We start from the raw sequence: 11,655 nt of genomic DNA, 5'->3' as shown, positions 1-11,655 counted from the left end.
TTGACCATTTTCACATCCATCAAAAATCCGCATTTCCTGTTCTTTCGGAAATCTGTACAAAACCTGCCGAAAAACCCACATTTTAGCTTTCTGCCACCACATTTTCCTGAAATAATGCCTCGAACTCTTCCCGTCCGATTTTTTCCTTTTCCAACAGCAGCTCCACACATCTGTGAAGAACATCCATATGTGCACTGATCAATTCTTTTGCCTTGCTGTAAGACTCATCAATGATCCGCTTTACTTCACTGTCGATCAGAGCCGCTGTCTGTTCGCCATAATTTCTGGCATGGGCTAGATCACGTCCGATGAACACTTCATCCTCATCGGAGCCGTAATTGATAAGCCCTACTTTATCCGACATACCATACTGGGTCACCATGGAACGGGCAAGCTGTGTCGCCTGTTTGATGTCCTGGGAGGCACCTGTTGTCACATCCCCGAAGATCATCTCCTCGGCCACACGTCCGCCCAGATCTACAATGATATTTTCCAGCATTTTATTCCTGCTGTTGAACATTTCATCCTGTTCCGGCAGAGGCATGGTATAGCCCGCAGCACCCATTCCGGTGGGAATGATAGATATGGTGTGCACAGGTCCCATCTCCGGCAGCACATGGAACAAAATCGCATGGCCTGCTTCATGGTATGCGGTGATCTTCTTTTCTTTATCAGAAATCACACGGCTTTTCTTCTCCGCTCCGATTCCCGTCTTGATGAATGCCTGGCGAATATCCTTCTGGGTCAGGAAATACCTTCCGTCCCTGGCAGTGATGATAGCCGCTTCATTCATCAGGTTCTCCAGGTCAGCGCCTGTAAACCCTGCTGTAGTTCTGGCAATCTCTTTCAGGTCCACATCTTCGCCCAGAGGCTTTTTCCTGGCATGAACCTGTAATATTTCTTCTCTTCCTTTTACATCAGGCCTTCCGACACCTACTTTACGGTCAAAACGGCCGGGGCGCAGTATTGCAGGGTCAAGAATATCCACACGGTTGGTGGCTGACATTACGATGATGCCTTCGTTGACACCGAAACCATCCATTTCCACCAAAAGCTGATTCAGGGTCTGCTCCCGTTCATCATGGCCGCCTCCCATACCGGTGCCCCTTCTTCTGGCAACTGCGTCAATCTCATCAATAAATATAATACAGGGCGCGTTCTTCTTGCCTTCCTCAAACAAATCTCTTACACGGGAAGCACCCACACCTACGAACATCTCCACAAAATCAGAACCGGAGATAGAGAAAAACGGAACGCCCGCTTCCCCTGCCACGGCTTTTGCCAGGAGAGTCTTACCTGTTCCAGGAGGGCCTACGAGAAGAACACCCTTGGGAATTCTGGCACCTACTTTCACATACTTCTGGGGACTTTTCAGGAAATCCACGATCTCCCGAAGCTCCTCCTTCTCTTCCTGAAGCCCTGCCACATCCTTAAAGGTAACGCTCTTCTCACTGTCCACAGTCATTTTGGCACGGCTCTTGCCGAAATTCATCATCTTGGCATTGCTGCCGCCTGACATCTGCCGGCTCATAAGATTAAAGACAAAGATGACCATGATTCCCACCAAGATAAGGGGAAGGATGGAAGACATGAATGTATTGTCCCCCGGCACGTCACCCACTTTGGGTTTTACCCCCTTTTCGGCCAGAAAATTGCTTAGCTTCTGGACATCTGTTGTGTTGAACTGCTCCTGGTCACCATTTTTCAGTTCTACACTGACTTTTCCGTAGGGGCTTACCTTTTCAGGATGGATGTAAACTTCCACAACCTGATCATTTTCAACTGCGACTTTAAATTCTGCCTCGCTGTAATCGTTATTTACTGTGAGCTGCCGGCTGAAGATCCAATATCCGCCTATGACCAGTACAATGATCAAAATGACACTGGGCAGCCAGCTTTTTGCCTGTCTATTCACGTCATGTTCTCCTTTCACCTTATATCACTATAATTCCACCACACCAATATAAGGCAGGTTTCTGTATTTCTGTGCGTAATCCAGCCCATATCCCACTACGAATTCATCCGGGATGTTGAAACATACATAATCCACTTTCACGTCTTTCACTCTGCGCTCCGGCTTGTCAAGAAGGGTACAGAGACGAAGGCTGTTTGGTTTCCTCTGCTTCAGCACCTCTATGAGATAGCTCAGAGTCCTGCCTGAATCAATGATGTCCTCCACGATCAGAACATCCTTGCCCTCAATACTCTCATCTAAATCCTTTACGATCCTGACCACACCGCTGGAACTGGTGTCATCCCCATAGCTGGATACTGACATAAAATCAAGACTCACGGGAACGCTGATCCTCTTTGCCAGCTCACAGGTAAAAAATACGCCGCCCTTGAGCACGCAGATCAAATGCACCTGCCTGCCCTCATAATCCCTGCTTATCTGCTCTCCAATCTCGCGGATTTTTCTGTCCACGTCTTCTTCGCTGATCAGCTGTCTGATTGTTTCACTCATCTTCCTTTTCTCCTTTGACCTGTACTTTGATTACTGTTTTTGTCTGCTCGGTAATTTTGTAATATTCACTGATGCGGTAGCCTACCACCCATATAATGTGGGAACCGTCCGCCAGCAGGGTCAGGTTTTCCCGCTCCTGCCTTGGAATCTTGCAGTCTATAAGATAATCTTTTAATTTTTTTCTTCCTCCCGCCGGGGTGACAGTCAGATAATCTCCGGGCTGCCTTTTTCTCACGGTGAGGTTTCCTTTTATTTTATCATAATCGAACCATTTCGTATACTTTTTTTCCGGAATTTGCTGGTTTTCCCAGGAAAAAACCTGAAAATCCAGCTCTTTCTCCCGGATTTCCTGATCCTCTTTTTTATAAAACAGGAGATTGCCGTAGGACTGCTGTGCTGTTATGCCGTGTGCCAGGGATCTCTTTCTTCCTGTCCTCTGTCCCAGCAGTTCCAGGGCTTCTTCCACATGGACGGAAGTGATGTCTCTCTCCCCTCCCGCCAGTTTTGCCAGCACTCTCTTAACAACATAGGCCTGCATCACCGGATGCTCTGTGGAAATATCCTTTGAAAGGAAAAGTCCCTCTTCATTGTCCCTGACATACCTACTATAAAGCATATCCGCCTGCTGTCCAAGATATTCCTCCACAGACAGAAAAGTTTGTGCTGCCCTTGCAATGTGCTCTGATGCACGGAGATTTACTTTTTCCAACTGGGGCAGGACTTTTTGGCGGATCTTATTTCTGGTGTAGGACAGTTCCCGGTTGGTGCTGTCCTCCATCCATCGGATGCCCTTATTTGTCAGCCATCCTTCTATCTCACTTCTTCCCACACACAAAAGGGGACGGATATAGACTCCGTCCCCCATCCGGCGTACAGGATGGATTCCCGCCAGGCCGGCGGCTCCGCTTCCCCTTGCCAGGTTGTGAAGGACCGTTTCCGCCAGGTCATCCCGGTGATGGGCAAGTGCTGTGCGTTTTCCGCCTGCTTTTCTGCTCTCTTCGCCAAAAGCCTGCTGACGCACAGTTCTTCCTGCCTCCTCCACCGTCATATGTCTCTCGCGGGCAATCTGCTCCACATCATAAGAATACACGCTGCAGGGTATGGATAACCCCCTGCACAGCTCGACCACATACTCCTCATCGCGCTTTGCCTCGCTGCCTCGAAGCTGATGGTTTACATGTACTGCCTGTACGGAAAACGGCACCTTTTTTTGATATTCCCATAACAAAAACAACAGGCACACCGAATCTGCTCCGCCGGAAACTCCGACGATCACCCGGTCGCCCGCTTCTATCATCCCGTACTGCTCTATATAAGAAAATACCTTTTCCTCCATATTTTTTCCTTGGTCCATTGGGCATCTAAGTCCTTTCTGTCTCACTTTTTCCACAGCCCTGCCGCGAGTATTGTCATATCATCAACAGCCTTATACTCGCACTGGGCCAGTACCCGCTCCAGAATCCCTCTTCCCAGGTCCTGTGCAGCTTCTGCGTGGGTCTGCAGGATTATCTCTTTCATGGTATCCTCCGCGTTCTCCGGAGGCAGAGCATCCAGTACCCCGTCTGTGACCATGATGATAAAATCTCCCTCGTAGAGCTTCTTGCTGGTAGATTCGTAATCCACCTGCTGCACCAGCCCAAGAGCCAGACTTGTGGAGGAAATGGCTTCCACCCAGTGGTCTCTCTTGATAAAGGTAGTGGCTGCTCCGGCTTTCAGGAAATGGCACATACCGGAGTACAGATCCACAATGGAGATATCCACAGTGGAAAATTTGCCCTCCCTGGTCTGCAGATTCAGAACAGAGTTGACCATTCTGGCGGCTGTCTCTCCGGTAAAACCGGAATCCACAAACTGTTCCAGCATATCCACCACATTCTCACTCTCCCGGCAGGCCTCCAGACCGGAGCCCATACCGTCAGACAGACACATGAAAAACTGGCCGTTGTCCTCCGTGGTGCACATGTAGTTGTCACCGGATATGGTTTCTCTCTCCTTTGTCACTTTAGCCACCCCGTACAACATCTTGAAGTTCACTTCCTCCACAAATCGAACAACGGTGAACTCCCGTGTGATCAGGGTTTTTCCCTCCACCTTTGGTGTCATTCTGCTGCCGCTCATTTTAGAGAGCACTGCCCCGGCCTCCTGGGCGGAGATACAGGCTTGTCCCTTTGCCCGCATCTCGCAGAAATACTGCAGCTTTCCGTCTGGCTGCTCCAGCATCCAGACATTTCTCAGAAGTATATGCTTCTTTTTCAGTCTCTTGGCAAATTCTTCCCGGAATACAGGGTCTGTCTGAACAATATCGAACAAATCCCTGGACAGCACCTTCATAAGCTGTGCCATCTCTCCTAATTGTTCTGCAACCGCTATCCGGTTCTCCAAAAGTTTATTATTCCACATCAGATTCTGTCGTTCTCTCTCCATTAACCTCTGCATTTCCTGCGTAAGCTTGCCCTGATTAATACAGACCCCGGTCAACTCCGTCTTGGCCACCCTGAGCTTCTCCTCGTCCCCTTCCTCCATAACACGGAAAAGGCTGTAGACTCTCTGGTATGACTGTACGGAATGCTGCTTCCAGCAGATGTGGTTTGCCGGGCATGTCTTACACTGTCTCTCTCTAAGTTGTTCCACCAGTTCTTCCAGTTCCCCGCCTGATAAGTAATCTTTACGGTATGGCATGCCGTAAAAGCTGTCTGCAAGTTTCTGGAAGGATCGTGCATAGCGCTGCATTTTCTCTTTCTGTGGATGCTGGTCGTACACCAAAGTGGCCGCACTTTTTTTCATGTCTGAAAAAATAGTTTTTGCCATGTCCCGCAGTATCAACAGGGCGCTGACCACGAGCATGGCAATGATCCATTCCTGCATCTGGTATTACCTCCCCTGAATAAGCAATCGCTATCAAAGGTGTATTATAGATGCTTTTGGCTTCAATCTTTGTCAAAAACACGCTGCAAAAGCGAAAAACTTTTAGACAAAATCCGTTCCTTATTCTTCCTCTTTAAAGATAATCTGATTCCCTTCCACAAGTCCCAGCTTATCTCTCGCCACTTCCTTGGCGTATTCATCTGTCTGCATGTACTTTTTCAGCTCATCAATTTCTTTTGTCCGTGCTTCCTCGTCTTCTATTTTGGCACTGACTTCGCTCTTTTTCGTCTCGTACTCTGCTACTTTTCCTTTTAATCTGCTGCTTTCTGCCATCAAACCTATAAATAAAACACCTACAACAAACGTCACGCTAACCATGGCGATCTTGTTTTGCAGGCTTTTTTTCTTTTTTCTTCTCATTCTGATTCTTCCTGACTTTTCGTATCGACTTTTGTTTAGATAAGGAAATTTTAACCCCTGACAGCCAAAATTTCAACCTTTTTCTTAGATAGTACAGTGGTTTCAGCGGTATTTTTAATAAACACTTAATCTTTGACAAAAAAAGCGAAAGATACTTAACCAGAAAACCACTCAAGCCCCAATGATAGATCAGCGCGCCCAGGCATATCCCTGCAAGAGCATATACCCTTATGATCCCGTCATTCTCAAGATATATGACGGAGAAAAGAAAAACGCCTGCTGCACACCAGTATAGCAGGTCTTCTAGGCTTACAAAAAAATCGTTGTGGGATATGACATTCCGGAAAATACGGAGTATATCGTAAGCTGCCGCAAGCAGGACTCCGGCCAGAAAGGTCCTGCAGAAAAACAGCAGCTCCTGCTGCATATATCCGCTCATATTACTTAAAAAGCCTCTTCAGCATGCCGTCTCCGCCCTTGGACTTAAGAACCGTCCCCTGGCTGTAGACAAGACTGTCCACCTGGCCTGCAATGTCCACCTCCTGTTTATCCAGATCAAGGCGGGTCACATGAAGCTCAGACCCTTTTATAGTCAGCATGCCGGCGCTGGTAATCAGACTGATTTCTCCATCATCAAAAGCGACCACATCCTTCACTCCGGTTATGCTTCCCGTCTCTCTGTCAGTCATCTGCAGCTTATGTGCGGTCTTCACCTGCTTCTCTTCCAAAATAGCAAATCCCCCATATATCTCTCTTAAAAGATTATATGGGGGGTTCAAAAACAATATACCGATTTCAATTCACATTCTGTAAAAGCACAGGATCACACAGCAAATTCCGGCCGCTTTAAAGATAACGGAACAACTCGCTGGCCGCCTCTTTTTTCACAGTCTCCTGTACGTCAAGCACTTCCACACGCACATTCTTGCTGCCGAACTGAATCTCCAGGATATCACCGGCCTTTACCTGTGCAGATGCCTTGGCAGGCTTGTCATTGATCAGGACACGTCCTGCATCACAGGCCTCATTTGCAACGGTTCTGCGCTTTATCAGGCGGGATACCTTTAAATACTTGTCAAGTCTCATTTTTCTTATTCGTTCACAGCGTCTTTTAAAGCTTTGCCTGCTTTGAATTTCGGAGATTTGGAAGCTGCGATGGTCATAGTCTCGCCAGTCTGAGGATTTCTTCCCTCTCTTGCAGCTCTCTCAGATACTTCAAATGTACCAAAACCGACTAACTGAACTTTTTCACCTTTCTTCATCTCAGCAGTTACAACATCGATAAATGCTTTTAAAGCTGCCTCTGCGTCTTTTTTGGATAATTCTGTTGCTTCAGCCATAGCTGCAACTAATTCTGTTCTGTTCATGAGTATTTCCTCCTAAATGAATTCTCCCTTATTTCTCAATAAGTTTCATAGTCTCATAAGGCTTTTTACCACTTACCCGGTAAAAGCCTACTGTTATTTATACCTTTTTTCCCAGTGTTTGTCAAGCACATACATGATGCTTACAGAGAATTTTTTTGAATCTTCGGGCAAATACCCATTTTTACATCATTTTATCTATTAATTCCTTTACAGCCTGTCCCAGTGCAGCGGATTTCTCATCTGCATCTGCCAGGGATGTCCCCTTGATCCCGTAATATAATTTGATCTTAGGTTCCGTGCCGGACGGACGTACGCATACCCATGCATCGTCTGTCAGGTCATAGTAAAGCACATTGGAGCTTGGAAGTCCGGTTGCTTTTACCTCTTTTGTCTCCATATTGATGACTGTATCTGCCTTGTAATCTCTTGCAGAGGTCACCTGGTAATCACCGATCACGGATGGAGGGTTCTTTCTCAGGTTCTCCAGTATGGTCTGGATCTTCTCCAGGCCTTCAATTCCCTTCAGGGTGATGGACTGGATATCATCTTTATAATAACCGTATTTGTCATACATGGCGATCATGGCATCCCACAGTGTCATGTTTTTTGTCTTGTAGTATGCGGCAGCCTCACACAGCGCCATAGTTGCCACAATGGCGTCCTTATCTCTTGCGTGGGTACCGATGAGGCAGCCGTAGCTCTCCTCAAATCCGAACAGATAGGTGCCTTTTCCTGATGTCTCGAATCCCAGTATCTGCTGGCCTATGTATTTGAATCCTGTGAGCACTTCGATGAAACGGATACCGTAATGTCTGGCAATGGCGCCTGCCATGTTGGTGGTAACAATGGTGGATACCATAGCTCCGTCCTCCGGCAGTCCCTTGTTCATCTCTTTTCTCTGACCGATCTCATAATCAGCAAGCAGGCAGCCTGACATATTGCCTGTCAGAGTGTGGTATTCCCCTGTTTTGCTGTCTTTTACGCGGACGCCCAGACGGTCTGCATCCGGGTCAGTTGCCAGCACCAGGTCTGCATCCACCTCTTTTGCAAGCTTCAAGCCCAGATCAAAGGCTTCGTCTGCCTCCGGGTTGGGGTAGCTGACTGTGGGGAATTCTCCATCCGGCAATTCCTGCTCTTTTACCACATATACATTTTCAAATCCCAGCTCTTTCAGCACGCGTCTTGCAGGAATATTTCCTGTGCCGTGCAGAGGGCTGTACACGATCTTCAACTCTTTTGCCATAGCTTTGATGGCATCCATATGGATCACCTGGCTTTTCAGCTCTTCCATGTAGGCATCATCCACTTCCTGACCGATCACCTGATACAGGCCGGCTGCCTTTGCTGAATCCTCATCCATTGTCTTCACTGCGGCAAAGTCTGTGACTTTTTTAACCTCGTCCATGATTCCTGTGTCATGAGGCGGTGTGATCTGAGCACCATCCTCCCAGTAAACCTTATAACCGTTGTATTCCGGCGGGTTATGGCTGGCTGTGATATTGATCCCGGCAATGCATCCGAGCTTTCTCACTGCAAAAGAAAGCTCCGGTGTGGGGCGCAGGGAATCGAAAATATAGGCTTTCACGCCGTTGGCAGCCAGGCACAGTGCCGCTTCTTTTGCAAATTCCGGGGACATACGGCGGGAATCGTGGGCGATCGCCACACCTTTTGCCTGCCCGTTCACTGCTGCTATGTAATTTGCCAGACCCTGTGTGGTCTTTCTCACGGTGTAGATGTTCATGCGGTTAATACCTGCACCGATCACACCTCTAAGGCCTGCGGTACCGAATTCCAGCTCTTTATAAAAGCGTTCTTTTATTTCATTCTCATCATCTTTGATCGCTTCTAACTCTTTTTTAGTCTCTTCATCAAAATACGGGTTGGAGAGCCATTCCTCATAAAGCTTTTTGTAGTCCATATTCTACTACCTCCCTGTGCAACGTTGATTTATAGTGTGCATCCCGGGCGCCAACTCCTCTATGGTCTGCCGGACAACACATTTATGGATTACATTATACACTATCACTGATGAAAATTCAAACATTGCACAGGGGTTTTCAGCAACTTTATACCGAAATATTTTCGACAAAGTTCATCCAATTATCATGCTGGGCTATGAGTTTCTCCAGTTTTTCCAGGTTTTTCTCAGAAATCCATGCCTTGCTGTGGGAATAGTAGTAGTTTGCCAGTTTCCAGTATTTCTCCGGATAGGCAAAACGGATGCGCAGGTTTTCCAGTTCCTGCACATTCAAGGGTTTCTCTTCGTGATAGGCCAGAAGCATCTGCCGCCCCATCTCCAGATCCCAGTTATGCTTTTCCAATATTTTGCGCATGAACTGGTAAAGGTCCTCCATCTGGATATCATAATGCCATCGGTCAAAATTAATGACCGCCGTATTCTGGGCCAATATCAGCACGTTATGCTGATTGTATTCTCCATGGCAGACATCCCCTGACTCCAGGGACCGGCATCGCAGATCCTCATACCCGGAGCAGTTAAGCCTCCTCTGAGCCTCCTCTGCATGCCACAGATAGCAGGAAATGCTGTCCAGATATCTAAGCTCGAAATCATTTTTCCGGCGTTTCTGGCAGACAAATTTGCGGATTTTCCGCAGCTCCCTGTTTTTCCTTTCATATTCCATGAGAAGCGGCTCCTTGACATAGTGTGTCTGAACCGGCATTTTCATTGTTTTATGTAGACTTGCCAGGGCTGTTACGCTGCGTTTGATGTCTTTCATTGACTGGGTATCACATTCTCTTCCTTCGTACCATCGCTTTACCACATAGGGTATGTTGTCTTTGTCAGTTGAGACGTATGCACCTTCCTGATTAGGAAGGAGTGAATCCACGCTGATTTGATTCCGGGTGCTTACGATCTCCAGAAGCTTCGCCTGATAACCAAGTTTTCTGGGTGATCCATTGTATTCACGGATTTGAACCAGACCGGCCTGGGTGTCGCAGATGAGTGCACCTCTTCCGCGGTATGTGGATTTTGCTTCCAGACCGTATTGCGCCAGTACGCTGAGACCCCTATCATACACTTCCTTGTCCCCCTTTACTTTGTGTCCTCTCTATTTTATGCAGGAGATGGAAGTAGTAGAAGGTGAAAAAATATGTGAGGTGGCGTGGACATGCAGGTGATATTGGAAAGAGCGGGAATGCAGATGGACGCAGATGGATGCAGGCGGACGGAAGCAGACGGGGAGGGCATGGCAGGGGGAGCAGCGGGTGGCTCCTGGCTCCGCTCCCCTCAGCTAACCGGCTCCCAGTTGCTAAATTCGTCAGCAATGGCTTCCTCATTAATCAACTGGGGCAGGTGGATCTTCGGCTCGCTCCACAAAACACTCGCCTCCCGCTGCTCCCCCTGCCATGCCCTCCCCGTCTGCTTCCTGACTTTTGACTTACTGCTTGTTTGTATTCGGCTTGCCTGTTGAAATAAATTTGTTATGTAATTGGTTCTCTCTATATTACAGGGGTAAGAACTCTTTTATTCTGTTAGACATTGGTTGGAAATAATGCTGATGTTAAAATATTTTTAAGAAATGGAAATTTACCTGGTTAAACAATATATAAGGATAGCTTGCTGAATTTGGAGTAAATATTGTTTAAACTCATAGCCGACAAAATATTCTGAATCTATTACATCCTCAGAAACTTCTTCTCCGCGGTAAAATGGAGGACAGGGGTTTAAAATTGCCCCTTTATTTGCCATTTTCATTACTTCAAGTGTAACTTGGCAGTTTTTAAAATCATGAAGCAAATTCGAGGGAAGAGAATCTGTACAAATAATATCTTTTCCTATAATTGCTTCTTTTATATTATTATAAACAGGTAATCCTTGCATCTCATGCCCTGTACTGCAGCATTGGGATAATTCAAATCCCATAACTTCGGATGCCTCCTTCCAGGCTAAACCAATATTCCCTAATTTACCGCAGAATAAATACTTATCCTTCACAAAATCTTCTCTTATCTTTGATAATGCATACATATCGGCAATGACTTCACAAGGATGATCAAAGTCCGTCATAGCATTTATAACCGGAACTTTTGAATAGGCAGCAAGTTGTTCTAGGATATGAATATCCTTATGTCTGGCAATAATTACATCTGCCCAATTATTCAGGTAGCCACATACATCTTTCAAATCTTCCTTCTTATCAAGACTTTCATTCGGAAACAAAATGGACTGTCCGTGCAACAAGTATATTCCTTTTTCAAAAGTAACCCTTGTTCTAATACTTGACTCCGGAAAAAACAGGACCACACTTTTTCCTTTTAAAATCCCCTTATAATTTCCTTGACAAATTCCATCCGCAATACGAAAAATATGATAAACCTCCCTGGAATCAAAATCCGTCAATCGAAGTAAATCTTTCATTCAGAATCACCTACACAATTCCAAAAATCTCAACACTCAACAACTTTTCCATATATCGCTCACCGTGAGGGCTCTCTTTCATCATTTCCCACACGTCTTCCACCGTCAGTCCGAACATGCGGTGCAGTATGAGAGGGCGGGCCAGGGATACAGACTGG

At 46.7% G+C, this 11,655-nt stretch carries 13 protein-coding genes; 1 reads left to right on the top strand and 12 read right to left on the bottom strand.

From position 1 onward, the window contains the following. Positions 1–82: 82 nt before the first annotated feature. The 11 genes from ftsH to BLCOC_RS07750 all read right to left on the bottom strand — a co-directional run bounded on the left by ftsH (position 83) and on the right by BLCOC_RS07750 (position 10,157). Positions 83–1,915, bottom strand: coding sequence for an ATP-dependent zinc metalloprotease FtsH (gene ftsH, locus BLCOC_RS07800; protein ID WP_018593715.1), 1,833 nt, complete (start codon positions 1,913–1,915; stop codon positions 83–85). Between the two features lie 27 nt (positions 1,916–1,942). Then, complete coding sequence (gene hpt / locus BLCOC_RS07795; protein WP_018593716.1) at positions 1,943–2,464, bottom strand: hypoxanthine phosphoribosyltransferase; 522 nt, start codon at positions 2,462–2,464, stop codon at positions 1,943–1,945. Next, the gene (gene tilS, locus BLCOC_RS07790; RefSeq protein ID WP_115625562.1) at positions 2,457–3,800 is read right to left on the bottom strand and encodes a tRNA lysidine(34) synthetase TilS; all 1,344 of its coding nucleotides are present in this window, start codon (positions 3,798–3,800) and stop codon (positions 2,457–2,459) included. Before tilS ends, hpt begins: the two co-directional genes overlap by 8 nt. Positions 3,801–3,841: 41 nt before the next feature. Then, positions 3,842–5,329 (bottom strand): SpoIIE family protein phosphatase, encoded by a 1,488-nt coding sequence (locus tag BLCOC_RS07785; RefSeq protein ID WP_018593718.1) that lies wholly within the window; start codon positions 5,327–5,329, stop codon positions 3,842–3,844. 120 nt (positions 5,330–5,449) lie between these two features. Beyond that, positions 5,450–5,749 carry a septum formation initiator family protein gene (locus BLCOC_RS07780; protein WP_018593719.1) on the bottom strand — a complete coding sequence of 100 codons (300 nt, stop codon included), beginning with the start codon at positions 5,747–5,749 and terminating at the stop codon, positions 5,450–5,452. After that, positions 5,700–6,176, bottom strand: coding sequence for a spore cortex biosynthesis protein YabQ (yabQ, locus tag BLCOC_RS27535; RefSeq protein WP_226985307.1), 477 nt, complete (start codon positions 6,174–6,176; stop codon positions 5,700–5,702). Before yabQ ends, BLCOC_RS07780 begins: the two co-directional genes overlap by 50 nt. Before the next feature lie 13 nt (positions 6,177–6,189). Continuing rightward, complete coding sequence (gene yabP / locus BLCOC_RS07770) at positions 6,190–6,477, bottom strand: sporulation protein YabP (RefSeq protein WP_018593721.1); 288 nt, start codon at positions 6,475–6,477, stop codon at positions 6,190–6,192. Positions 6,478–6,595: 118 nt separating this feature from the next. After that, positions 6,596–6,835 (bottom strand): RNA-binding S4 domain-containing protein, encoded by a 240-nt coding sequence (locus tag BLCOC_RS07765; protein WP_018593722.1) that lies wholly within the window; start codon positions 6,833–6,835, stop codon positions 6,596–6,598. A 5-nt stretch (positions 6,836–6,840) separates the two neighbouring features. Beyond that, on the bottom strand, positions 6,841–7,116 hold the full coding sequence (locus BLCOC_RS07760; RefSeq protein ID WP_018593723.1) for an HU family DNA-binding protein: 276 nt from the start codon (positions 7,114–7,116) through the stop codon (positions 6,841–6,843). 181 nt (positions 7,117–7,297) lie between these two features. Beyond that, positions 7,298–9,034, bottom strand: coding sequence for a phospho-sugar mutase (locus tag BLCOC_RS07755; protein WP_029469935.1), 1,737 nt, complete (start codon positions 9,032–9,034; stop codon positions 7,298–7,300). 148 nt (positions 9,035–9,182) lie between these two features. After that, the gene (locus BLCOC_RS07750; protein ID WP_029469936.1) at positions 9,183–10,157 is read right to left on the bottom strand and encodes a CotS family spore coat protein; all 975 of its coding nucleotides are present in this window, start codon (positions 10,155–10,157) and stop codon (positions 9,183–9,185) included. Between the two features lie 90 nt (positions 10,158–10,247). On the opposite strand from BLCOC_RS07750, the gene BLCOC_RS07745 reads away from it, so the two are divergent. Beyond that, on the top strand, positions 10,248–10,550 hold the full coding sequence (locus BLCOC_RS07745; RefSeq protein ID WP_165907220.1) for a hypothetical protein: 303 nt from the start codon (positions 10,248–10,250) through the stop codon (positions 10,548–10,550). 116 nt (positions 10,551–10,666) lie between these two features. Here BLCOC_RS07745 and BLCOC_RS07740 read toward each other — a convergent pair whose 3' ends face one another. After that, entirely contained in the window at positions 10,667–11,497 is an 831-nt protein-coding gene (locus BLCOC_RS07740; protein WP_115624924.1) for an ornithine carbamoyltransferase, read from the bottom strand. Positions 11,498–11,655 lie beyond the last annotated feature (158 nt).

Origin of the sequence: Blautia coccoides (genome assembly GCF_034355335.1) — a bacterium.
GTDB lineage: Bacteria > Bacillota > Clostridia > Lachnospirales > Lachnospiraceae > Blautia > Blautia producta.
Note: the sequence above shows the minus strand (reverse complement) of the source record. Positions and strands in the feature narration are given on the sequence as shown.

Coding starts and splice junctions, on each gene's coding strand:
- tilS (WP_115625562.1), bottom strand. CDS start 3,800: ATGGAGGAAAAGGTATTTTCTTATATAGAGCAGTACGGGATGATAGAA.
- BLCOC_RS07740 (WP_115624924.1), bottom strand. CDS start 11,497: ATGAAAGATTTACTTCGATTGACGGATTTTGATTCCAGGGAGGTTTAT.
- BLCOC_RS07785 (WP_018593718.1), bottom strand. CDS start 5,329: ATGCAGGAATGGATCATTGCCATGCTCGTGGTCAGCGCCCTGTTGATA.
- hpt (WP_018593716.1), bottom strand. CDS start 2,464: ATGAGTGAAACAATCAGACAGCTGATCAGCGAAGAAGACGTGGACAGA.
- BLCOC_RS07760 (WP_018593723.1), bottom strand. CDS start 7,116: ATGAACAGAACAGAATTAGTTGCAGCTATGGCTGAAGCAACAGAATTA.
- BLCOC_RS07745 (WP_165907220.1), top strand. CDS start 10,248: ATGCAGGTGATATTGGAAAGAGCGGGAATGCAGATGGACGCAGATGGA.
- yabQ (WP_226985307.1), bottom strand. CDS start 6,176: ATGCAGCAGGAGCTGCTGTTTTTCTGCAGGACCTTTCTGGCCGGAGTC.
- BLCOC_RS07780 (WP_018593719.1), bottom strand. CDS start 5,749: ATGAGAAGAAAAAAGAAAAAAAGCCTGCAAAACAAGATCGCCATGGTT.
- BLCOC_RS07765 (WP_018593722.1), bottom strand. CDS start 6,835: ATGAGACTTGACAAGTATTTAAAGGTATCCCGCCTGATAAAGCGCAGA.
- BLCOC_RS07755 (WP_029469935.1), bottom strand. CDS start 9,034: ATGGACTACAAAAAGCTTTATGAGGAATGGCTCTCCAACCCGTATTTT.